The sequence below is a fragment of the Vibrio sp. Vb0888 genome (genome assembly GCF_033338835.1).
Taxonomy (GTDB): Bacteria; Pseudomonadota; Gammaproteobacteria; order Enterobacterales; family Vibrionaceae; genus Vibrio; species Vibrio alginolyticus.
Window position 1 is genome coordinate 34,789 of sequence record NZ_JAWOTL010000012.1, and the last position, 23,285, is coordinate 58,073.

17 protein-coding genes and 1 other annotated feature are annotated in these 23,285 nt (G+C 45.1%); of the genes, 5 read left to right on the top strand and 12 right to left on the bottom strand.

Annotated features, from left to right (window positions below):
* Positions 1 to 99: 99 nt before the first annotated feature.
* Positions 100 to 984: a deoxyribonuclease IV gene (nfo, locus tag R7P72_RS16550; RefSeq protein ID WP_005381812.1), complete on the bottom strand. Its 885-nt coding sequence runs from the start codon at positions 982 to 984 to the stop codon at positions 100 to 102.
* 326 nt (positions 985 to 1,310) lie between these two features.
* Here nfo and grcA point away from each other — a divergent pair, with 326 nt between their 5' ends.
* Complete coding sequence (gene grcA / locus R7P72_RS16555; protein ID WP_005381814.1) at positions 1,311 to 1,688, top strand: autonomous glycyl radical cofactor GrcA; 378 nt, start codon at positions 1,311 to 1,313, stop codon at positions 1,686 to 1,688.
* Between the two features lie 111 nt (positions 1,689 to 1,799).
* On the opposite strand, the gene R7P72_RS16560 is transcribed toward grcA, so the two are convergent.
* The 5 genes from R7P72_RS16560 to thrL form a co-directional block, all read right to left on the bottom strand.
* The gene (locus R7P72_RS16560; RefSeq protein WP_005381816.1) at positions 1,800 to 2,459 is read right to left on the bottom strand and encodes an NADPH-dependent FMN reductase; all 660 of its coding nucleotides are present in this window, start codon (positions 2,457 to 2,459) and stop codon (positions 1,800 to 1,802) included.
* Between the two features lie 139 nt (positions 2,460 to 2,598).
* Positions 2,599 to 3,879: a threonine synthase gene (gene thrC, locus R7P72_RS16565; RefSeq protein WP_005381818.1), complete on the bottom strand. Its 1,281-nt coding sequence runs from the start codon at positions 3,877 to 3,879 to the stop codon at positions 2,599 to 2,601.
* On the bottom strand, positions 3,876 to 4,832 hold the full coding sequence (gene thrB, locus R7P72_RS16570; protein ID WP_005381819.1) for a homoserine kinase: 957 nt from the start codon (positions 4,830 to 4,832) through the stop codon (positions 3,876 to 3,878). The genes thrC and thrB overlap by 4 nt, the downstream gene beginning before the upstream one ends.
* 20 nt (positions 4,833 to 4,852) lie before the next feature.
* The gene (gene thrA, locus R7P72_RS16575) at positions 4,853 to 7,312 is read right to left on the bottom strand and encodes a bifunctional aspartate kinase/homoserine dehydrogenase I (protein WP_213907309.1); all 2,460 of its coding nucleotides are present in this window, start codon (positions 7,310 to 7,312) and stop codon (positions 4,853 to 4,855) included.
* A gap of 53 nt (positions 7,313 to 7,365) precedes the next feature.
* Positions 7,366 to 7,485 (bottom strand) — a sequence feature (Thr leader region).
* Complete coding sequence (gene thrL, locus R7P72_RS16580) at positions 7,421 to 7,498, bottom strand: thr operon leader peptide (RefSeq protein ID WP_074192076.1); 78 nt, start codon at positions 7,496 to 7,498, stop codon at positions 7,421 to 7,423. (Overlaps the previous feature by 65 nt.)
* Before the next feature lie 423 nt (positions 7,499 to 7,921).
* Between thrL and R7P72_RS16585 the strand changes: the two genes are divergently transcribed.
* Positions 7,922 to 8,392, top strand: coding sequence for a ribonuclease regulator (locus tag R7P72_RS16585; protein ID WP_213907308.1), 471 nt, complete (start codon positions 7,922 to 7,924; stop codon positions 8,390 to 8,392).
* Here R7P72_RS16585 and R7P72_RS16590 read toward each other — a convergent pair.
* Together R7P72_RS16590 and R7P72_RS16595 are read right to left on the bottom strand one after the other, a co-directional pair.
* Positions 8,389 to 8,871, bottom strand: coding sequence for a putative 4-hydroxy-4-methyl-2-oxoglutarate aldolase (locus R7P72_RS16590; protein WP_005381822.1), 483 nt, complete (start codon positions 8,869 to 8,871; stop codon positions 8,389 to 8,391). The genes R7P72_RS16585 and R7P72_RS16590 overlap by 4 nt on opposite strands.
* A gap of 64 nt (positions 8,872 to 8,935) precedes the next feature.
* Positions 8,936 to 9,343 carry a DUF3293 domain-containing protein gene (locus R7P72_RS16595; protein WP_005381823.1) on the bottom strand — a complete coding sequence of 136 codons (408 nt, stop codon included), beginning with the start codon at positions 9,341 to 9,343 and terminating at the stop codon, positions 8,936 to 8,938.
* A 361-nt stretch (positions 9,344 to 9,704) separates the two neighbouring features.
* On the opposite strand from R7P72_RS16595, the gene arcA reads away from it, so the two are divergent.
* Positions 9,705 to 10,421, top strand: coding sequence for a two-component system response regulator ArcA (gene arcA, locus R7P72_RS16600; RefSeq protein WP_005381824.1), 717 nt, complete (start codon positions 9,705 to 9,707; stop codon positions 10,419 to 10,421).
* An 85-nt stretch (positions 10,422 to 10,506) separates the two neighbouring features.
* Here the strand turns inward: arcA and R7P72_RS16605 are convergent, their stop codons facing one another.
* The 4 genes from R7P72_RS16605 to R7P72_RS16620 form a co-directional block, all read right to left on the bottom strand.
* Entirely contained in the window at positions 10,507 to 10,956 is a 450-nt protein-coding gene (locus R7P72_RS16605; protein WP_005381825.1) for a hypothetical protein, read from the bottom strand.
* A 1-nt stretch (position 10,957) separates the two neighbouring features.
* Positions 10,958 to 13,312: an aerobic respiration two-component sensor histidine kinase ArcB gene (gene arcB, locus R7P72_RS16610; RefSeq protein WP_005381826.1), complete on the bottom strand. Its 2,355-nt coding sequence runs from the start codon at positions 13,310 to 13,312 to the stop codon at positions 10,958 to 10,960.
* Between the two features lie 237 nt (positions 13,313 to 13,549).
* Positions 13,550 to 15,295: a GGDEF domain-containing protein gene (locus tag R7P72_RS16615; protein ID WP_005381828.1), complete on the bottom strand. Its 1,746-nt coding sequence runs from the start codon at positions 15,293 to 15,295 to the stop codon at positions 13,550 to 13,552.
* Positions 15,296 to 15,330: 35 nt separating this feature from the next.
* Positions 15,331 to 16,290: a TIGR01212 family radical SAM protein gene (locus R7P72_RS16620; RefSeq protein ID WP_318110727.1), complete on the bottom strand. Its 960-nt coding sequence runs from the start codon at positions 16,288 to 16,290 to the stop codon at positions 15,331 to 15,333.
* Positions 16,291 to 16,841: 551 nt separating this feature from the next.
* On the opposite strand from R7P72_RS16620, the gene gltB reads away from it, so the two are divergent.
* Both gltB and R7P72_RS16630 read left to right on the top strand, forming a co-directional pair.
* Positions 16,842 to 21,392, top strand: coding sequence for a glutamate synthase large subunit (gene gltB, locus R7P72_RS16625; protein ID WP_318110728.1), 4,551 nt, complete (start codon positions 16,842 to 16,844; stop codon positions 21,390 to 21,392).
* Positions 21,392 to 22,861 (top strand): glutamate synthase subunit beta, encoded by a 1,470-nt coding sequence (locus tag R7P72_RS16630; protein WP_005381831.1) that lies wholly within the window; start codon positions 21,392 to 21,394, stop codon positions 22,859 to 22,861. Before gltB ends, R7P72_RS16630 begins: the two co-directional genes overlap by 1 nt.
* Positions 22,862 to 23,285 lie beyond the last annotated feature (424 nt).

A 23,285-nucleotide genomic window follows, 5' to 3' on the forward strand; every position in this document is an offset into this window, starting at 1 on the left:
AAAGAGAGTGGTCGAGACATATTGGCATCCTTCTTTGCTAATTCAGAGATTGATGTTCAATGACTAAGAAAGAAAGGTGCCAACTTTGTGGTTACGCCATTAACTGTCAATGGCCGCTAAATGGAATTGACGCAACGTGTTGATCTCTTGCTGCCAAATATCTGGATCAATTGTTTCTAAAATCAGAGGGATACCATCAAAACGAGGGTCTTTCGCGATGTACTCAAAGCAATCCCACCCGATCTCTCCTTTACCTAGAGAATGGTGGCGATCTACTTTGCTGGCAAACTCTACTTTTGAATCATTTAGATGCATTGCTCTTAAATAGTGCATACCTACGATACGGTCGAACTCTGCAAAGGTGCGCTCGCAATCTTCTTTTGTACGTAAGTCATAACCAGCCGTAAAGGTATGGCAGGTATCAATACAAACGCCGACACGATCTTTATCTTCCACTTGCTCGATGATTTCAGCAAGGTGCTCAAACTTCCAGCCTAAGTTAGTGCCTTGACCTGCCGTATTCTCGATAACAGCGATCACATTCGGCACCGCTTTATGCGCAAGATTGATCGACTCGGCGATCGTCGCGAGGCACTCCTGTTCAGAGACTTTTTTTAGGTGACTACCCGGATGGAAGTTAAGCAAAGTCAGCCCCAACTGATTACAACGCTCCATTTCATCAATAAATGCCGCGCGGGATTTATTCAGCTTTTCTTCTTCCGGCGCACCCAAGTTAATCAGATAAGAATCATGGGGAAGAATATGTTCTGCTCCGAAACCCAGCATTTTACAGTTCGCTTTAAACGCACTGATGGTTTTTACTTCTAAAGGCTTCGCCACCCACTGGCGTTGGTTTTTTGTAAATAGTGCGAATGCATTTGCGCCAATTTCACGAGCTCTCAACGGAGCTTGATCGACCCCACCAGCAGCAGAGACATGTGCACCAATGAGTTTATTCCCAAGCTTGTTTTTCATGTTTGTCATTTAATCACTTTAGACTTTCAGTATTGCTACCTAAATACAGATAGTTGCGTTAACCAGTTTAAACTTTAATCTCAATTTGTAGTAAATTTACAACAAAACAAGTTATTAAATATTTTTTATATTATCAAATAAATTGTAATTAGTTTGTTTTCAAAGGTTTTATTGATTTAACTCAATAAAATTACCTTAATAAAAATAATGTTTTTGGTTGTTTTTTGACTCAAATCAATATTAAAATAGTGGATATTAGCTATATAATACTCAGCTCAACGAAAATTCGAAAATTAACACCAATAATCACCACGTAAGTGGTCTAGGAGATAGTGATGATCCAAGGTATCCAAATTACAAAAGCGGCAAACGACGACCTACTAAACTCTATCTGGCTATTAGATAGCGAAAAAAATGAAGCTCGTTGTGTTGCTGCAACTGCTGGCTACGAAGCAGACCAAGTTATCGCAATCAGCGACCTAGGTGAATACGAAAGCCGTGAAGTTGCAATCGAAACTGCTCCTCGTATCGAAGGCGGCCAACACCTAAACGTGAACGTGCTTAAACGCGAAACACTAGAAGATGCAGTTGCACACCCAGAGAAATACCCACAACTAACTATTCGTGTTTCTGGTTACGCAGTACGTTTTAACTCGCTAACTCCAGAGCAACAACGTGATGTAATCGCTCGTACTTTTACTGAGACTCTATAATCTCTCAGTAAACTAGCTCGCTAGAATTTAAAAAGCTTGGTCAGCAATGACCAAGCTTTTTTTGTTTCAGAATCCTTCTAACCCCTTTCTATAGTGGAAAGCAACTCGCCTCTAAGGTGCATTTCTTTGCGAAGGATCTTTCTGAAACGCTTGCGCTACAGAGGTTGGATCAAGCCTATCTCTTTGCAGTGACGCCCCTTCTGCCCACCAAATCAATTGATGCATAGTGCGATTCATATAGTTGTCCCACTGCGTCTGCTCCGACTCATCCGCAGCAACGCCCTGTTCATCAAAGACTTCTTGCGCTTTCGGAATGTGGATCATCGCAGAGACAGGTAGACATCCAAGTTCAGATAAGAAGGTACGCATAGAAACGGCAGCTCTAACACCACCCCATTGTCCGGCAGAATAGGTCACGATAGCACTCGGCTTGTAAGAAAACAGCGAACTGCCGAAATGGTTAAGCATGTTCGCCAAAGCAGGACTCATCGAATGGTTATATTCCGGGCTAACCATCACATACCCATCCGCATGTTTGATTTTGTCTGCTAGCTCACTTAGGTGCTGCGGAACTTTAGAGCGGTGATAAGCAAACTCGGGCTTAAACACATCATCAAAGTCGTAATTCAAAGGGTCGATGATTTCGACCGTATGTTGCGAATGTTGACTCGCGATGAGTTTTTCACACGCTTTACTGACTCGCATTCCTAAACGGGCTGGTCGTGGTGGCGTGCTGTCTCTCACTGAGCCAAGAAAAATCAAAAAATGCATGCTTCTCTTTCCATCTCATTTAGTTAAGTTCGTTTCTCAATCATAAAGAGAGTCAAAACTTACCGACAATAAAAAAGGTGAATGATTACTCATTCACCTCTCGTTATTTCTGTTTTTGATACTTACTATACTTTGAAGCTTACTGCACGCGGCGCAGTACTTGTTTCAATGCGTCAAAGTCTGCGTCGAGCTCTTCCGATAGCAGCTCCATCGCAGCGTGCTTCGCTAGTGGCGCAGGAAGCTCGATATCGGATTCTAGAATATCATCCACGACTTCTTTGAACTTCGCAGGGTGAGCAGTACATAGGAACAGACCGGTTTCACCGTCTTGCAATTGTTCTTCAAGCACTCGGTAAGCAATCGCACCATGCGGTTCGCATAGGTAGCCTAGAGCATGTAAATCTTTCACTGACTGTGCGCTTTGCTCATCAGATACTGCGCCTTTACCTAACGTCTCCAAGCCCCACTCTTTCACGCGGCACAGCTCTTCAATACGAGGCCAGTTGTTTGGTTGGCTCACGTCCATCGCGTTCGATGTTGTTGCGACTGTTGGTTTTGGCTCCCACTTACCTGTTTCTAGGTAGCGAGGAACAGTGTCATTGGCATTAGTTGCCGCGATAAAGCGCTTGATAGGCAAGCCCAGCGCTTTTGCCAGTAGACCAGCAGTTAGGTTACCAAAGTTACCACTTGGTACTGATACCACTAGGTTTTCACGCTCTTGCTTGCTCATTTGCGCAGCTGCTTCAAAGTAGTAACAGATTTGCGCCATCAAACGGCTGATGTTGATTGAGTTTGCAGAGTTCAGACCGATCTCTTCACGCAGTGCTGAATCATCAAAAGCTTGCTTAACCAGTGCCTGACACGCATCGAAGTCGCCATCGATCGCGACAGTGTGAATGTTTTTACCAAGCGTACAGAATAACTTCTCTTGCAGTGGGCTGATTTTTCCTTTCGGGTAAAGAATCACAACATTGATGTCTTCCATACCGTAGAAAGCATGCGCAACGGCTGCGCCAGTATCGCCAGACGTTGCCGTCAGAATGGTGATCTTGCCGCCGTCCGAAACCGCAGCAAGAGATTGCGCCATAAAGCGACCACCAAAGTCTTTAAACGCAAGCGTTGGACCATGGAACAGTTCCAGTGCATAAACACCGTCTTTTACTTGGTTGATAGGCGCAGGGAATTGAAACGCAGCATCAACAAGGGCATTCACTTGCTCCTCTGTAAGTTCATCTCCAATTAACGCCGATAGAATCTTAGTGCTACGAGAGACAAAGTCTTCTGCAAGCAGCGCATCGATATCTTCAAATTTTGGTAATTCCGATGGAAAAAATAGACCTTGGTTACGGCCTAACCCTTGGCGAACGGCTTGGCCAAAGGAAACTTGTTCATCATTTTCTTTTATATTGTAAAGCTTCATAGCTCACTTCCTGTTACTTTCGAACCCTGCTTATCTAGACGACAAACGTGGACGAATCCTTCTTCGTTTTGTACGTAGTTTTGTTCTAACCAGCGAGCAACTCGCTCAGCGACATCTTTCTCTTTGCAAATACTGAACAGTGTCGGACCACTGCCAGAAATACCGGTTGCCAATGCACCCGCAGACGCTGCGTATTGACGTGCATTCGCAAAACCTGGAAGCAGTTTCTCACGATACGGTTCTGCGATCACGTCTTTGATCATTTTTGCAGCAAGTTCTGGCTGACCAGAATGACACGCATGAATAAAGCCCGCAAGGTGGCGACCATGAGCAATGATATCTTGTCGGCGGTATTGAGATGGTAGGATCTCACGCGCTTCCGCCGTTGATACCTTGATACCCGGATACGCCATCACCCAGTACCAATCATCAAAGCAAGGTACTTCTTGACTGATGATACCCAACTCTTCAAGCATCAGTTGCACACCACCAAGGTAACATGGCGCAACGTTGTCGTAGTGAATACCACCAGAGATCTTGCCTTCCATCTCTCCCATCAGCGCTAGTAATTCTGTCTCTTTAAGTGGCTGTCCATGGAATCGGTTCAATGCATCTAATGCAGCAACGATAGAACATGCACTTGAGCCTAAACCAGAGCCAATTGGCATGTTCTTTTCTAGCGTCATCTCAAGTGGTTTTAGCTCAACGCCTTTTTTGTCTAACTCACGAGCAAACACAAGCCAACAGTCGTAGACGATGTTCTCTTTTGGTTCAGTTGGCAATTTCTCAACAAAATCACCCGCCGTTTTAAGGCTGAACGGGTCAGCCCCAGATTTCACCAATACACGGTCACCCAATAGTGTGCCGTCCATTGGAGACACGGCAGCCCCCAGCACATCAAAGCCAACGCTTACATTACCAATTGATGCTGGGGCATAAACCACTACATCCATATCACTTGAACTCATTATTGTTATACCCCTAGTTTCCAACCTAAAGTACGCATCACGTCAGAAAATACACCCGCAGCCGTTACTTCGGTGCCTGCACCATAGCCACGTAACACTAGTGGGATTGGCTGATAGTAACGGCTGTAAAATGCCAGTGCGTTTTCACCGTCCTTGATTTTATACATTGGATCGTTTTCATCCACCGCAGCGATGCTTACTGTGCACTTGCCCTCATTAATCTCACCAACGTAGCGCAGTACTTTGCCTTCTTCCGCTGCCTTTGCAGATAATTCTTTAAAGTAGGCGTCTGCTTCAGGTAAACGCGCCATAAATTCATCAACGCTACCAGAATCATCAAAACCTGGTGGCAGTGCTTGATCAACCACAACGTCTTCTAGTTCTAGAGACATGCCTGCTTCACGAGCTAGGATCAGAAGCTTACGCGCGACATCCATACCAGAAAGGTCATCACGAGGATCCGGTTCAGTAAAACCATTTTCTTTTGCGATATTAGTTGCTTCACTTAGGCTCATACCTTCATCTAACTTACCGAAGATGTATGACAGAGAGCCAGAAAGAATACCGCTGAAGCGCTCTAGCTCATCACCCGCTGAGATTAGGTTTTGCAGGTTTTCGATTACCGGTAGACCCGCCCCCACAGTTGTTTCGTACATCAGCTTGCGACGAGAGCTGCGCGCAACATCGCGAAGCTGATGGTAGTAAGCCATGCTTGCTGTATTTGCTTTTTTATTTGGTGTAACGACATGGAAACCAGCAGCTAGGAAATCAGCGTATTGATTCGCAATATCTTCACTTGATGTACAGTCAACCAATACTGGGTTGATGATGTGGTTACGTTGAACCAAAGAAATCAAACGCGCTAGGCTGAACTCTTCTGTCGCTGCCGACATACGATCACGCCAATGATCGAGTGGCAGACCTTCACTATCAAGCAGAAGACCTTTGCTGTTTGCCAAGCCACACACGCGAATAACGATGCCTTTTTCCGCAAGCTTCGCCTGTTGACGCTCGATCTGATCCACCAGCTCACCACCAACGCCACCAATACCAACCACGAATACGTCTAAGAAGTGCTTAGAGTTGAATAGGTTTTCGTGACACGCTTTGATCGCTTCAGAGATTTTATCTTCAGGAATCACGGCTGAGATAGCACGCTCAGATGAGCCCTGTGCGATGGCTACAATGTTTACGTTCACTTCAGCAAGAGATGAGAAGAAGCGAGATGCAACACCGCGCGATGTACGCATGCCGTCACCAACCAACGTTATGATTGAAACATTATCAATAAACTCGACCGGCTCTAATAAGCTATCTTTCAGTTCCAACTCAAACGCATCGGCCAGTACTTGTTGCGCTTTTGCTTTATCTTCTGCCTCAATACAGAAGCTAATGCTGTACTCAGAAGAAGACTGAGTAATAAGAACAATAGACACACCAGCGGAAGACATTGCGCCAAATACGCGGCTTGCCATGCCAACCATACCCTTCATACCTGGGCCGGAGACGTTAACCATAGTTAGGTCGTTTAGCGTCGTGATACCTTTGATCGCCAGATTGTCTTCACCAGTGTCTTGCCCAATCAAAGTTCCTGCACCTTGTGGGTTAAAGCTGTTTTTGATCAGACATGGGATGTGGAACTGTGCGATTGGGGCGATGGTTTTCGGGTGCAGAACGGAAGCACCGAAGTAAGAAAGCTCCATCGCTTCTTGATAGCTAAGAGATTTAAGTAGGCGAGCATCTTCGACTAAGCGAGGGTCACAGTTGTACACACCATCTACGTCTGTCCAGATCTCACAGCAATCTGCGCGCAGACACGCCGCAAGAACCGCCGCCGAATAATCAGAGCCATTGCGACCAAGTGTTACCAATTCACCTTTCTCGTTACCTGCGGTAAAGCCAGGCATGATATTCACATGGCCCAGAGGAAGAGAGTTTTGGCGGAAGTTTTGCGTTGAAACATCTACATCGACCATGGCTTCAAGGTGATCACCTTTTGCGTATAGGTATTCAACTGGGTCGATAAGATGTGCAGGCTGGCCTTTGGCTTCTAACACCGCTTTCATCAATTGAATCGAAACGCGTTCGCCTTTGCTAATAATACGTGCATTAACATTGTTTGGGCACATGCCAAGAAGATTGATGCCATGAACGAATTGGCGTAATTGAGAGAGAGAAGTTTTCACTTGGTTATCGAAAGCTGAACCATCGATATTGGGTAGTACTGCTTGGACTTGAGTGAAGAGCGTTTTAAACGACTCCTCCAACTCTTTGATTTGTAGTTCTGCTTCACCATTGCGCAATGCGCCTTCAATGACCGCAACCAATTTGTTTGTTGTTTTACCAGGAGCGGAAAGAACAACCGCCACTTCTTCTTGTTGAGCGTTATTGGCAATAATGTCTGCCGCTCTCAAAAAGCGATCTGCATCAGCTAGTGATGATCCGCCAAACTTCAATACTCGCATCCCTTCCTCCGGTATATCTTCTTAAATTTGTCTAAATTCTGGATAAAAAAGCATAAAAAAAGGCCTGTATCTTGTTGGATACAGGCCTTTTTTGTGAATTTCTTTCGCTCAGCAGCCTGCCCCAACATGTGTCGTGTCGGTAATAATAATGGTCGTGGTCATTACTACTAGGCTGTTAGATGGCATAAATAAATATTCAACGTTAATTGTGTTTGCTTAACTCTACGTTTACCGAGTTTCTGATACATAGTCAACAAAAAATTGTTTGTTTTTCCATCTTTCAGAGAATTCTGCTAAGCAATGTCATTGATATTTATAGTTAATTACACATTATTGATCATTTAAAAATCTACAGTTAGTTTTTGTAAAGGACTTAACCATCATCACCAGTTCGGTTTTTTATCTAATAACTAGTCTGATCTTTGCCATAAAACGTACGATCAAATAATTCGAGAGGGTTGTGACACATAACAACAACTTAACTGTGACTTATGTTCATAGGATCGAATTATTTAGAAAATAGGTGAGCTAGCTTTCATATTCTATGCTTTAATAGTGAGAAGCTTTGGGCGCATACTAATAAAAAAGTTGACACAAGGAGTGGTGAACATGAAAAGAGGGCTTTTTCTGTTGCTGTTTTTTGTGCCTGGTGTTTGTCTAGCAAACGAGCTTCCGCCGCTTCCAGGTAAAACATCCCCTTCTCCTCATAAACTATTCATTTCCAGCGACAGTTATCAGTCTGACAGTTTTGATGTTTGGAATATCGATACGGGTTACGCTTACGAACTTTTTGATTCGGTAGACGTTTATGTCGGTGCGCGAGTCAATAACTCTCCTACCAAAAATCAAAGTGGTTTTTTGAGTGGGATCAGCTATCACTTTAATGATCGTGTCACGCTGAAAAGTACAGTTCGCTCTTACAAGAAGGAAACAGCGGAAGGTATTCGCCAAGACGACAGTAGCCTCGCGGCTGAAGTATCAAGTCGCGTAAAAATTACCGATAAACTGGATCTTCACGCGACTCTTGATTACCAAGATTGGCAACAAGGCTTTGAGGTTGGTTTAGGCTTTCGTTTTTAGAAGTCCAGCTTTTGCTTAGAAATCAACACACCGTTCCAGTCCGCGTAAACGTAGTGCTTAGGTTGAACGATTTGGTTTTGCATCGTTAAGGTTACGTTTACCTCTCCTATCCCGCGTTTCTCTGTTTTAAACGGGTTAGTTCCAAGAGCTTGAACGCCAATGTCCATTTGAGATATTTGTGCTACGTCGCGTATTGCACCATAGACAATGATACCTTCCCACCCATTTTCTATTCCGAGTATCGCTAATTGATCGCCGAGTAATGCTCTCTGACACGATCCATGTCCGTCAACAATCAATACTTTACCCGTTCCATCTTCGCCCAGTACTTCACGCACTTTCGAGTTATCGTGATAGCAGCGCACCGTAACGATTTCACCGTAAAAAGCGCTACGTTGACCAAAGTTCTGCAATGGTAAAGTAAGCAAGCTCACTTGGTCTTCAAATTGGTCACAAATATCGGGTGTAATGTCTCTCATATTTCCTCCGTGAATTTTCTCACCCAAGCGGTGCTTCAGTGAGCAGTATCCTTTTCTATACCTTCTATACGAGCCGAGGTTTAATGGAGCCTAACGTATGAAAAACTTTCGGCTGCGAGCACGCAATAAGATAAAGTTGGTCATTAATGACGTAATAAATCGCGTTTTGTTGAAAGTCACTCGCCAATTCAACGGCTACCTCTGGCGACAACTCGACGGCAAAGCTTTCCTCATACCATGTAAAAGCGCTATCACCTACCGTGACAGGCGCGTAATTAACGTGCTGTAGCTGTTTTTCTAACGCGTGATTGTTTATGCTGTTCTCTTCTTTGGACCTCAAGTTACTGTATGGGTTCCAAGCGGTTATCACAGCATAGTTTGAAACACGCCACTCGGCTTCGAATCTGAAAAAAGATTCTGAATAAGCATTCCATAACGATGCGTCTATGTTCTTATTACTTTTTTCTATCATAAGTCTTAAACGATTAATAACAGTTACATTTCATCAATTGATATAAATCAACAAACTGAATGGAATTAACATTTGAGCATTGTTAGCATGCTGTTAACAATATAAAATCCGCTCAATATCTTAGGGTGTTTACGTTTCAGGCCCCACTGAAAGCAGGAAATGAAAGGTAAACAAGCCCTTTAGAATAAACGTCGCCATTGGATACTGGTGAGTTGGCAAAATTCCATGGAGGGCGGATAACTGAAAGAAGTGTTTTTTTGATCAACTTGATTTATTATCAAAATCACATTACCTGTATGTTATATTTTTGCCTAGAATTTATTCTATTAGCACAATTTTGTCACAAATTTAGGTACCGCCAATGCAAACCCCGCAGATTCTTATCGTTGAAGATGAGCAAGTAACTCGTAACACTCTTAAGAGTATTTTTGAAGCAGAGGGATACGCTGTTTTTGAAGCCAGTGACGGTGAAGAGATGCACCAAGTGTTGTCTGATAACTCAGTCAACTTGGTTATTATGGACATTAATCTTCCAGGCAAGAATGGCCTTCTACTAGCGCGTGAATTACGCGAGCAAGCGAACATTGCTTTAATGTTCCTGACAGGCCGTGACAATGAAGTAGACAAGATCCTAGGTCTTGAGATTGGTGCAGATGACTACATCACTAAACCATTCAACCCACGTGAACTAACTATTCGTGCACGTAACCTACTTAGTCGCTCAATGAGCTCTAACGCGGTGCAAGAAGAGAAGCGCTCGGTAGAAAAGTATGAATTCAACGGTTGGGTACTAGACATCAACAGCCGCTCTCTAGTAAGCCCTGCTGGTGATAGCTACAAGCTACCTCGCTCTGAGTTCCGCGCATTACTGCACTTCTGTGAGAACCCGGGTAAGATTCAAACTCGTGCAGATCTTCTTAAGAAGATGACTGGTCGTGAACTTAAGCCACACGACCGTACTGTAGACGTAACGATTCGTCGTATCCGTAAGCACTTTGAGTCTGTTTCAGGTACGCCAGAAATCATCGCCACTATCCACGGCGAAGGTTACCGCTTCTGTGGCGATCTAGAAGACTAGATTTAACCGCTAATATGCAAAGGGCTTGCTCATTGAGCAAGCCCTTTTTGTTTTAGGTCTAACGACTAATGCAACATCATTGCGGTTAATAAACCTTGTTAATCTTCACGTACTTTTCGACTAACCAACGCTGTTTACCCGCATCGTCTAGAAGCACTGCGATATCAACCGATTTTTCTGTGTTCACATCAATGTGAGACGAGAACGCCACCTCCCATCGGCTTTCACTGTGCGTTCGAGTATCTAAAGACGCACTGTCCACCAACCACTCTTTTTGCCCCTGTTTAATAATAAGAGCTTCTGCCGTTAGATTTGCAGGAAGTAACTGATCTCCTTCGAGGTAAAGTGCACCTTGAATACTTTGCTCTTCCACGTCCCCAATATTCGGCATGAGGTTCACCCATAAATTACTTTTGAGCTCAACATTAACCTCATTAATCGTAATCTGACTGTTTTGTTGCCAATTCACATTTGGAACGGAACTACAGCCTGCCATCAATGCCATGGCTAATGCCAATGGTGCGATTCTTTTCATGTTATTTCCTTTGTTCCAACCAACTTTTGAGGACTTGAATATCGTTTTGGTATTCATTTTTGATCTCTTCAACCCAGTCTGAAATGTTTTCCCACCATGCTGGCATATCGGGCGATTGCGCTTTTTGCGCCACACTTTGGATACGTTTCAGGCCAATTGAACCTGCAGCACCTTTGATTTTATGCGCTTCAGAAACAATCCCATCTTGATCTTTCGCTGTCATGTTCGAATCTAAGACATCGATATAGTCTGGCATCATATCTTCAAACATTTTTATGCTGTCGTAGACAGGTTTTGCACCAACAATGTCGACGTAAGACTCTAACATATCCATATCGAGCAAATGTGTCTCAATCACAGGAGAAGGCACTGGCTCTTCCACTGTTTCGGGACCGCTCACCACTTCCTTAGGTTGTTCTAACTGGTGAGCGAAGAATTTATCAATCACTGACTGAATAGCATTCACTGCCAGCGGCTTACTGATCGCATCATCCATGCCGTTATCTAAGTATTCACGACGATCTTTCATTACATTAGCAGTTAAGGCGACCAATGGAGGAAGATTGTTATAATGCTTGCGGTAATAATTGGCGACATCAAAGCCCGTCATATCAGGCAGTTGGATATCCAACAACGCTAAGTCGTATTTTTCTGGCACAAAGTTCACTAACGCTTCTTGGCCCGTCATTGCCACGGTGACAGAGTGCCCTAGGCTCTCTAGTAACGATTTAGCCACAGTTACGTTAAGCTCGATGTCTTCGACCATAAATATGTTGAGGCGCACATTGTCGCGTTTCGCATCAATGACTGGCTCAGCTAGTTCAACAATCGGAACGTGGATCGATACAGTAAAAGTGCTACCAAAGCCTTCCTCACTGGTAACCGTAATGTCACCATCCATCATATTGATCAGTTGCTTAGATACCGCCAAACCAATACCTGTACCGACCGCATGCAGGTTGTCCTTGCCTGATTTCACTTGGTAGTACATCGCAAAGATCTTATCTAGCTCTTCGTCTGGGATACCAATACCTGTGTCTTCCACTTCCATAATAATGGTCGCAAAATCGTCTTCGACATCCGCGCTCACTGTCATCACAACGCCACCTTCCTTGGTGAACTTCATTGCGTTGCTGACCAAGTTCCAAATCACCTGACGTAGACGGGTTGCATCCACTTCAATTGCTTTTGGCAAGTCGCTTAAACGTTCTAAGTCAAAGCGTAACCCTTTTTGTTCCGCCATCAGAGCTGAGATACTCTCAATCTCTGCGACGAAGTCTTCGAAGTTAAGTGGCGCAGGTAATAGTTCTAACTTACGGCGATCAAATTTATCCATATCGATAATATCGTTGAAGATGTTACCTAGAGTAATCGCACTCACATTGATGGTCTGCATGTGTTTACGCTGCTCTTCTGTCAACGGACTATCTAGAAGCATACGACTTAAGCCTACAATGCCATTCAGCGGCGTTCGCAGCTCATGACTGATGGTTGAGATGAAGGTAGTTTTGTCGCGGCTTGCTTTCTCTAACGACTCTTCATGGCGCTTACGTTCAGTGATATCACGACCGAACCCAACGAGACCAAGGTGGCGGCCATCTTTGCTGTAAAATGGCACTTTACGCAGCTCAAAGTAATGCTTGCGACCATCTGGGTATTCGAGCCATTGCTCGTAAGTAATCGCTTGATTATCGGCAAAAACCTTTTGGTCAGTATCAACGATATGCTCGGCGATTTCTTTGCTATACACATCCCAAGGGCTTAATCCGACTAACTGGTGCTCTTTCTTGCCCGTTAGCTCTTCCATCGCGCGGTTACAGCCAGAGAAAACACCATCCGCATTGCGGTAGTAAATTAAGTCTGGTGAGGCATCAATAAATGAACGCAGTAATGCGGTACGTTCTGCCAACTCTAATTGAGTACGTTCGCGTTGGAACACCTCATTTTCGAGGTCTTGCATCGCCTCTTCACGTGCTTCTTCCGCTTTAATACGCTCTTCAATTTCTTGGTTAAGCTTTTCAATGTTTTGTTGAAGTTGGTAATTCAGCTCTTGATCTCGCGAACGCATGTCCTTCAGTTTGGACACCAGCTTAGTTAAACGCTGGCGAGACTCTTCTAGTTGATCGACAACCACAGAGAGGAAGTAAACCGCCCAAGGGGTGATCAATAGACCAAAAAACACCGAACGGACAATATCGATATCATCTACTCGCCCTTTGAGAGCTAAAGTAATCCCTACCTGCACCACAACAGCTAATGCCACCAGCGCAAGGGCTAGCAAAATAGAGAAGCGAACAATCCCCAGTTTGACTAGCAAGTCGACATAATACTGGGCGAGGTTTTTCATGGGTTTCATTAACTACTCCATGGTGGTGGCTAGATAGCGCCATTCGATGATGAAAAACAGGTAAATGCACTCGACCTAACGCAATTTAGGTCTGTTTGATTAGTGAAAAACACACGGTGCGATCTGCGCTTGTGACACGAGATAGAAAGATAAACCAACGAGCGCACAGGCTTCTGTAAGTTTAACGTGTTTAATACGGTGATTTAAACAATCAGCTATCAACTTAGAGCAAGCGGTCACAAAGCGTTAGCAAGAACTGGGGTGAATACAGGTGCGATTACGTCCATCAGCTTTAGCTTGGTATAACGCACTGTCAGCCATAGCGATGCCCATTTCGGGTTCATCACCATGCTGAGGAATGTAAGAGACCAGACCGATACTGACGGTAAGGCGTTCAGATGCTTCTGAACTGTCGTGTTCCATATCAAGCTGTAGAATTTTCTCATGAATACGCTGTGCTACGTTGCGCGCACCTTCCGTGGTGGTATTCGGCAAGATAAAACCAAACTCCTCGCCACCATAACGCGCAACACAATCCGAAGAACGATTGATGACTTGTGTAAACACGGTAGCGACACTGACTAACGCTTCATCACCTTGTTGGTGACCGTAACAGTCGTTGTAATCTTTGAAAAAGTCGATGTCACATAACATGATGGTGAGCGGCAGCTTTTCTCGAGCGTGGTGGTACCACAATACCTGCAGTTGTTCGTCGAAACGGCGTCGGTTCGATACTTGAGTTAAGCTATCCATAAAGCTCAATTTTTCTAACTCTAGGTTGGCTTTTTCCAACTTTTGTTCTGCAAGATAACGCTCAGAAATATCACGCGCCATGATCAGCACACCATTCGTTCCTGATGCTTTATCTTTAAAAGGCGATTTCACCACATCAAACCACGTACTTTTACCATCACTACTCACGACTTTATCTATGTATCGAACTGGCTCTAACTGGCGTAATGCTTCTAAGTCACTGTCTGCTAAGCGCGCGTACATCTCTTTAGGAATCACGTCTTGGAGGCGCTTACCTATCAAATCAGAAATTTTTGAAATGCCTAACGCCTTAACAAAAGGCTGATTACACGCTTGATAGACCATGTTCTCATTGAAAATACCAATAGAGTCCGGACTGGCATCCAGAATCGTTTGTAAGATAGTATCTCTTTGCGCTAGCGCCACCTCTGTATCTTTGCGACGCTCCATTTCATCTCGCAGATTCTGTTGCATCTTGTGCCATTCAGTCACGTCATGACTAATAGACAGCGTACCGATAAGCTCACCACTCGGCGAAACAAGAGAGTTTTGATTGACTTCCAATAAGCAACTTCGACCTTGTGGATCCGTTGTCCATTTACGTTCGCTTTTTCTGGTCATCTCACCCAAGGCCTTGGATGCGCAAGCTTCTTCCCTTCGCCCTTGCCAGAATTGATCAAATGCTCGATTGGTCGTTAATAGATTGCCTTGGCGGTCTTGGGTACAAATCAGCTCTGAAAGTGAGTCTAATGCCGAACGTGCGATGATTAATTGGGCAAGTTCTTGTTGCTGCTCTTGGTGAGTGGCTTGATATGGCTGAGCATAAAGAATCCAAACTCGATGATTGCGCAATAAACTCTTTCTGCCTGACAGCTCCACTTTAATAGATTCACTATCAGATAGTCGCCAGTCAAAAGCCTGCTGACGAAAATGACGACTAGAGAAGCGATCGAGAAACTGCTCAAGCTCATGAATATCGAATAAAGCAGGATACAAATACCCCGTTCCCAAAGAGCGAATGCCTAACAACTGCATCGCAGCCTGGTTAGATAGCAAGAGCTGAGCATGGCTAGTGTCCACCACTATGACTGGATAGGGAGAATCCGTTACTAGTTGCTTAAGTGATGTCTGAAAGTGCAAATAGATCAGTGCTAACGCGCACACGCCTGCGATTAACAACAAGACGACATAGCCATAACCGCCTTGACCACCCCAAAGCCAATTGAGTAACTGATCCATCGTTTAAACCTTCAAAGAACACTGGTTAAAATATATCAGTTATTTATTGAGCGATCTGCTATTAATTCCGGTTTAGTATAGATAAAGGCATTCCCCGTAAGGCTCCCTTGAGCACCATGAGCACTGAGATCTCGACCAATTTCCGTCATCGCTAGCCAACGGTTTTCACACCACAGAGGCGATAATAACGTGGGCCTCCTGGCTGCTGATGAAACGCGATGATAAATCACATCTGGTGGTGTCATACGAATCATTTCTCTGGCGATCGCAACATATTCTTCTAATTCAGGGGCTTCTAGCTTTCCAGCACGCCAAGCTTTCGCCATGGTGCTACCTTCGACAATATGCAAGCCATGTAACTTGATGCCATCCGTTCCCACGGCCAACACTTTTTGCAGCGTTTCAATATTTTCGGCGCGGGTTTCTTTGGGTAAACCCACAATTAAGTGAGTACAAACCTTGATTCCGAGTGTTCGAGCACGCTTAGTGATTTCGGCATAACACTCAAAGTCATGACCACGATTGATACGTTTGAGGGTGTCGTTGTTGGCGGTTTGAAGACCTAGTTCTAGCCAAATTTCATAACCTTGCTGTACATAGCCCGACAGTAAATCCAATACCGCATCAGGGACGCAATCCGGACGCGTCCCCACACAAAGACCAACCATGTCTGCAGCCTTTAGTGCTTCCTCATACATGTTTTTGAGAACTTGTACTTCTGCATAGGTACTGGTGTAGGCCTGAAAATAAGCGAGATACTTCTTCGCTCTGTGAATTTCACCTGCGCGATCTTTTAACTGTTCGTGAATGCTTTTTATCTGGACTTCTTCATCTGCAAACGAAGCCACATTGCAAAATGTACATCCTCCCCGCCCAATCGTGCCATCGCGGTTAGGGCAACTAAATCCACCGTGCAATGTTAACTTATGAACCTTTTCACCGTATCGACGCTGAAGATCTTGGCCGATTGTATTGACCAACTCATGTAACTGCATAAATTCTCACCAACAATAAATCGTAATCAATCTCACTACGATCTGTGTAAATAAATTACATCCCTGCAAGAAAAAACACACAATATTAATCAATTCAAACACCCATCATGCAGGTCAAAATCAATAAACTTGCATAATTAAAGACAAAAATCGTTCATGTTGCGTAAATGTTAAACTAAAAATGCATAATTAAACGAAAAAATTGGGTCACAACGCCGACTTTTTCATTGCATTCTGAAGTGACAAAATTGTAGGATACTTACACAACCCCGTTATTTTTGTGACTTTTATTACAAAGCACACTGCGGGATTTGTCGGTGTTATCCCACTCCTACCTATATAAATCACTAGATAGTGATAATAAATAAAGGGATACCACCAAGGATTGTTTTTCTCGCAAAACTTTTCCTGCGAGATACGGAAAGGAATCAAGACCGGTCAACCTAGATCGGTGGCGATAATAAATATAAAGGACAAGACGTAATCAATAGTCTAGGTAGTATTTGCTGCCCGGTACTTTTGCGTCGACATTGAACTGGAAGGATGTATCTATGGTAGATAGAGAGCAAAATCCACAGGGTCTGTACACTCCGGAACTGGAGCATGACGCTTGTGGTATCGGTTTTGTTGCTCACCTTAAAAACCGTAAATCTCATGAAGTAGTGACTCAAGCATTGGATATGCTGGCTCGCATGGAACACCGTGGTGGTCAAGGTTGTGACCCATGCAGCGGTGACGGTGCGGGTATCTTGCTACAAAAACCTCATGAATTCCTATTAGAAGAAGCCGTTAAGCTAGGCATTAAACTGCCTTCGTTTGAAAAGTATGGTGTTGGTGTCGTTCTTTTCCCGAAAGACGAATACAAACGCGAACAATGCCGTGACATTCTAGAACGCAACGCACAGCGTCTAGACCTTGAAGTTATCGGCTACCGCGTATTACCAACCGACAACTCCATGATTGGTGCCGACCCTCTAAGCACAGAGCCTCAATTTGAGCACGTGTTTATCTACGGCGGCCCTGGCATCACGCCTGAAGAGCTAGAGCGCAAACTGTACGTACTTCGTAACTATACTGTACGTGTTTGCCTAGAAAGCGTTTCGAACATTGGTGACGACTTCTACATTAACTCCATGTCTTACAAGACATTGGTATACAAAGGTCAGTTAACGACCGAGCAAGTACCTCAGTACTTCCTTGATCTACAAAACCCGACCATGGTGACTGCACTGGCGCTGGTACACTCTCGTTTCTCTACCAATACCTTCCCGAAATGGCGTCTTGCACAGCCTTTCCGTTACATTGCCCACAACGGTGAAATCAATACAGTTCGCGGTAACTTGAACTGGATGAAAGCCCGTGAAGCAATCCTAGAATCAGACCTGTTTACTCAGGCTGAAATCGACATGCTTCTTCCAATCTGTCAGGAAGGCAGCTCGGATTCATCTAACTTCGATATGGCACTTGAGCTCCTAGTTCTTTCTGGTCGCAGCCTGCCACACGCATTGATGATGATGATCCCGGAAGCATGGCAAGAAAACAAAAACATGGATCCTAAACGTCGCGCGTTCTATCAGTACCACGCGAACATCATGGAGCCATGGGATGGTCCTGCTTCAGTATGTTTTACTGATGGTGTTCAAGTTGGTGCGACACTAGACCGTAACGGTTTGCGCCCTTCTCGCTACACAGTGACCAAAGATAACTTCCTAGTGATGGCATCTGAATCTGGTGTTGTGGATATTGAACCAGAGAACGTAGAGTTCCGTGGTCGTCTACAACCGGGTCGTATCTTCGTTGCAGACCTAGAACAAGGTCGAATCATCTCTGATGAAGAAGTGAAAGACACCATCGCAACGGCACAGCCTTACGAGAAGTGGGTAGAAGAAAACCTACTGAGCTTGAAGAAGCTGCCAGATGCGAGCAACCAGTTCAGCCAACCTAAGCCAGAACACCTTCTACACCGCCAACAAGCGTTTGGCGTAAGCACTGAAGAAGTGAACGAAATCATCGTTCCAATGGCGAATGATGCGAAAGAGCCATTATCAGCAATGGGTGCCGACTGGCCTCTTGCGGTTCTATCTCATCAGTCTCAACATCTTTCAAACTACTTCAAGCAGCTGTTCGCACAGGTAACTAACCCACCGATCGACCCGATCCGTGAGCGTATGGTTATGTCGCTGAACACTTACTTGGGTAAAGACCAAAACCTTCTGACTGAAACACCACTTCACTGTCAGAAAGTAGAATTGGAATCGCCTGTTCTAGCCAACTCTGAGCTTGAAAAACTGCGTGCGATCGATAACGAGCACCTACAAGCGAAAACGTTGGATATCGTATTCCAAGCTAGTGAAGATCAAGGCAAACTTGAGCGTGCATTAAAACGTATCTGCCAATACGCAGAAGACGCGGTTATCGATGGTTATTCAATCATCCTACTCACTGACCGCGCAGTGAATTCAAACCACGCGGCGATCCCAGCAATGCTGGCTGTTGGCGCAGTGCACCACCACTTGATCCGTAAAGGTCTACGTGCGAAGTGTGACATCGTGGTTGAAACTGGTGACGCGCGTGAAACGCACCACTTTGCAACGCTACTTGGTTACGGTGCGAATGCGGTTAACCCTTACCTAGTGATTGAAACCATCATTGAACTTCAACGTACGAAGAAGTTGGATCCAGAAGCGAACCCGCGCGATCTGTTCAACAACTACCGTAAAGCGATTAATGGCGGTCTTCTGAAGATCTTCTCGAAGATGGGTATCTCGACGCTACAGTCGTACCATGGCGCACAAATCTTCGAAGCCTTGGGCATCCACAAATCCGTGGTAGACAAATACTTCACTGGTACGGTTTCTCGTATCCAAGGTCTCACCCTTGATGATATCGCCAAAGAAGTGCTGATCCGTCACCGCATCGGTTACCCACAACGCGAAATCCCAATTCAAATGCTGGATGTTGGTGGTGTTTACCAATGGAAACAGCGTGGTGAAAAGCACCTATTCAACCCAGAGACTATTTCTCTACTGCAAGAGTCTACGCGCAACAAGAACTACGATCAGTTCAAGCAATACGCGACAGCCGTAGATAAACAAGGTGACAACGCGGTAACTCTGCGTAGCCAGCTAGAATTCATTAAGAATCCAGCCGGTTCTATCTCTATCGACGAAGTCGAGCCAATTGACAGCATCGTGAAACGCTTCGCGACGGGTGCTATGTCATTCGGTTCTATTTCTTACGAAGCACACTCCACACTGGCTGTTGCGATGAACCGTCTTGGCGCGAAATCGAACTCTGGTGAAGGTGGTGAAGACCCAATGCGTTTCGAGCGCAAAGAGAACGGCGATTGGGAACGCTCTGCAATCAAGCAGGTGGCTTCAGGTCGTTTCGGCGTAACCTCTTACTACCTAACTAACGCTGAAGAGCTGCAAATCAAAATGGCTCAAGGTGCGAAGCCAGGTGAAGGTGGTCAGCTACCAGGCGATAAAGTAGACGATTGGATCGGTGCAACACGTCACTCTACTCCGGGCGTTGGTCTTATCTCGCCACCGCCACACCACGATATCTACTCAATCGAAGATTTGGCTCAGCTTATCTACGACTTGAAGAACGCGAACCGCGCAGGCCGTGTAAACGTGAAGCTGGTATCAGAAGCAGGCGTAGGTACGATCGCTTCTGGTGTAGCGAAAGCGAAAGCGGACGTTGTACTAATCGCAGGTTTCGACGGCGGTACAGGTGCATCACCAATGTCTTCAATCCGCCATACAGGTCTTCCTTGGGAACTTGGCTTGGCAGAAACGCACCAAACGCTACTGAAGAACGGTCTACGTAACCGTATCGTGGTTCAAGCGGATGGTCAGATGAAGACACCTCGCGACCTTGCAGTGGCAACACTACTCGGTGCAGAAGAATGGGGCGTGGCAACCGCAGCCTTGGTGGTTGAAGGTTGTATTATGATGCGTAAGTGTCATAAGAACACCTGTCCTGTTGGTATCGCGACTCAAAATAAGACACTTCGCGAGCGCTTTGATGGCCGCGTAGAAGACGTCGTAACCTTCTTCCAATACATGGCACAAGGTCTACGTGAAATCATGGCTGAACTTGGCTTCCGCACTATCGATGAGATGGTCGGTCAAGGTCAGAAGCTGAAGATTCGCCAAGACATTTCTCACTGGAAATACAAGAACCTAGATCTGTCTCCTGTTCTCCACGTTGAGCAACCACGTGAAGCTGATGGTGTATTCAACCAAGCTCAACAGAACCACAACCTGGAAGAAGTGCTAGACCGTAAGCTGATTCAAGCAGCTATCCCTGCACTAGAGAAAGGCGAAGCGGTGAATACCGAGTTCCCTATCGTCAACACGGACCGCTCTGCAGGTACCATGTTGTCGAACGAAATCTCGAAAGTGTACAAAGATGCCGGTCTACCTCAGCCAATGAACGTGAAGTTCAAAGGTTCTGCGGGTCAGTCATTCGGCGCATTCCTAACTAAGGGCGTGAAGTTCGAAGTAGAAGGCGACGCGAACGACTACTGGGGTAAAGGCTTATCTGGCGGTACCTTAGTACTTTACCCAGATGCAAAATCAAGCATTGTCGCGGAAGACAACATCGTGGTTGGTAACGTGTGTTTCTACGGTGCAACCTCGGGTGAGTCTTTCATTCGCGGTATGGCTGGTGAACGTTTCTGTGTTCGTAACTCAGGCGCGAAAGTAGTAGTAGAAGGCGTCGGTGACCACGGTTGTGAATACATGACTGGCGGTGCAGCCATCATCCTTGGTTCAACAGGTCGTAACTTTGCCGCTGGTATGAGTGGCGGCGTGGCTTACGTATGGGATAGATCAGGTGACTTTGAGTCAAAACTGAACCCAGAGCTAGTAGACCTAGATCCAATCGAGCAAGAAGACAGAGATCTATTACTCGACATGCTAACTAAGCATGTTCAATTCACAGGAAGTGAAGTCGCTCAGTCTTTCCTAGACAACTTTGAAGCAAGCCTAGCCTCTATGGTTAAGGTAATGCCGCGTGACTACAAAGCGGTTCTTCAAAAGCGTAAAGCTGAAGCACAGTCTCAAGGAAACGAAACTCAAGTGGAGGCCGTATAATGGGTAAGCCTACTGGATTTTTAGAGCATGGTCGTGAACTACCACAGAAGATCGACCCAGCTGAACGCATTAAGAACAACAAAGAGTTCGTCCTGAACGAGGAGTTTGGTGACAAAATCAATACTCAAGCTTCTCGTTGTATGGATTGTGGTGTGCCGTTTTGTCATAACGGCTGCCCTATCGGTAACATCATCCCAGAGTTTAACGACGCGGTTTATCGTGATAGCTGGGAAGAAGCATGGAACATTCTAAGCTCAACCAATAACTTCCCAGAGTTCACTGGTCGTGTTTGCCCTGCTCCGTGTGAAAGTGCTTGTGTACTTGGTATCAACCAAGATCCAATCACTATCTGTAATATCGAGAAAACCATCGTGGAAACGGCGTATCGTGAAGGGTACGCCAAACCAAAAACACCACGCTCTCGAACTGGCAAAACCGTTGCGATCATCGGTTCGGGCCCTGCTGGCCTTGCGGCAGCAGAGCAGCTAAACAGCGCTGGTCATACTGTGACGGTATTCGAGCGAGACGAGAAAGTAGGCGGTCTGCTACGTTTTGGTATCCCAGATTTCAAACTGGGTATGGATGTGATTGATCGTAAGATCAACCTAATGGCAGAAGCGGGTATTGAATTCAAAGTTAACCAACATGTTGGTGTTGATGTGAATGCTCAGCAGCTGCGTCAAGAGTTCGATGTGGTTCTACTAACCGGTGGCTCAACGGTTCCACGTGATTTGCCCGTTCCGGGTCGTGAACTAAAAGGCGTTCACTTCGCGATGGAATTCCTAGGTCAAAACAACCGTCGCGCCAATAACATGGACCTGAAAACGGAAGAAATTCACGCTGCGGGTAAACATGTTGTGGTTATCGGTGGTGGTGATACGGGTTCAGACTGTGTGGGAACATCAAACCGTCACGGCGCAGCAAGTGTAACTCAAGTGGAAATCATGCCGATTCCACCAGAAAAGCGTCCTGCCAATATGCCTTGGCCTCAATATCCAATGATCCTGCGTACTTCGACATCTCATGAGGAAGGTGTCGATCGTCACTGGAACATCCTCACCAAAGAGTTCATCGGCAATGACAAAGGTGAAGTTACTGGTCTTCGTTTGGCTGATATCGTTTGGCAAGATGCGAAACCAGGCGAGCGTCCAGGCTTCAAAGAAGTTGAAGGCAGCGAGCGAGTGATTCCGTGTGATATGGCATTTCTAGCGATGGGCTTCCTACACCCTGAACCAACAGGCGTACTTGCTCAACTGGATATCGCACTAGACGATCGCGGTAACGTAGCAACTCAAGATTTTGCTACTAACCAAGAAGGCGTATTTGCTGCTGGTGATATGCGAACAGGCCAATCTTTGGTGGTTCGTTGTATCAATGAAGGCCGCGAATGTGCCCGTGCTATCGATGATTACCTAATGGGTGGCACAAACCTAGAAGCAAAAGCAGATTCACTGATGCTTTCTGCTTAACGAAGCAGTCATGCTTCTCTCTTTCAATTGCCTAATAGCCATCAGCAATATCGATGGCTATCGGTGAAGAAAGAAAACAATTCCTTCCAATCTTTCTATTTTGACCAGCATTTTATGCTGGTCTTTTTTATCTCCCACAGAATCAAATGTTACTTTTTTGTAACAATCAATTTTCTATCTATTTGAAATTATTAAACTATTTTAGCTTATTAAATGGTAAATCGTATATTCACGTGATGATCCACTAATAACTTGACCTTTTTTACAATAAGCTATAGCTTGTGAAGTTGATGAAAATAAAACACTCAAAAAATGTTAAATATTTCACAACTTTTACTGAATAATTATACATAAAGATATAAAGATGACGCATAGTTAGTCATCGATATCAACGTAAGCAGTGTTGATATATCTGTCGGGATGA

Coding starts and splice junctions, on each gene's coding strand:
- R7P72_RS16595 (WP_005381823.1), bottom strand. CDS start 9,343: ATGATAGAAAAAAGTAATAAGAACATAGACGCATCGTTATGGAATGCT.
- R7P72_RS16605 (WP_005381825.1), bottom strand. CDS start 10,956: ATGAAAAGAATCGCACCATTGGCATTAGCCATGGCATTGATGGCAGGC.
- arcB (WP_005381826.1), bottom strand. CDS start 13,312: ATGAAACCCATGAAAAACCTCGCCCAGTATTATGTCGACTTGCTAGTC.
- nfo (WP_005381812.1), bottom strand. CDS start 984: ATGACAAACATGAAAAACAAGCTTGGGAATAAACTCATTGGTGCACAT.
- thrA (WP_213907309.1), bottom strand. CDS start 7,312: ATGCGAGTATTGAAGTTTGGCGGATCATCACTAGCTGATGCAGATCGC.
- R7P72_RS16590 (WP_005381822.1), bottom strand. CDS start 8,871: ATGAGAGACATTACACCCGATATTTGTGACCAATTTGAAGACCAAGTG.
- grcA (WP_005381814.1), top strand. CDS start 1,311: ATGATCCAAGGTATCCAAATTACAAAAGCGGCAAACGACGACCTACTA.
- R7P72_RS16630 (WP_005381831.1), top strand. CDS start 21,392: ATGGGTAAGCCTACTGGATTTTTAGAGCATGGTCGTGAACTACCACAG.
- gltB (WP_318110728.1), top strand. CDS start 16,842: ATGGTAGATAGAGAGCAAAATCCACAGGGTCTGTACACTCCGGAACTG.
- arcA (WP_005381824.1), top strand. CDS start 9,705: ATGCAAACCCCGCAGATTCTTATCGTTGAAGATGAGCAAGTAACTCGT.
- R7P72_RS16585 (WP_213907308.1), top strand. CDS start 7,922: ATGAAAAGAGGGCTTTTTCTGTTGCTGTTTTTTGTGCCTGGTGTTTGT.
- R7P72_RS16560 (WP_005381816.1), bottom strand. CDS start 2,459: ATGCATTTTTTGATTTTTCTTGGCTCAGTGAGAGACAGCACGCCACCA.
- thrC (WP_005381818.1), bottom strand. CDS start 3,879: ATGAAGCTTTACAATATAAAAGAAAATGATGAACAAGTTTCCTTTGGC.
- thrL (WP_074192076.1), bottom strand. CDS start 7,498: ATGCCATCTAACAGCCTAGTAGTAATGACCACGACCATTATTATTACC.
- R7P72_RS16615 (WP_005381828.1), bottom strand. CDS start 15,295: ATGGATCAGTTACTCAATTGGCTTTGGGGTGGTCAAGGCGGTTATGGC.
- R7P72_RS16620 (WP_318110727.1), bottom strand. CDS start 16,290: ATGCAGTTACATGAGTTGGTCAATACAATCGGCCAAGATCTTCAGCGT.
- thrB (WP_005381819.1), bottom strand. CDS start 4,832: ATGGATGTAGTGGTTTATGCCCCAGCATCAATTGGTAATGTAAGCGTT.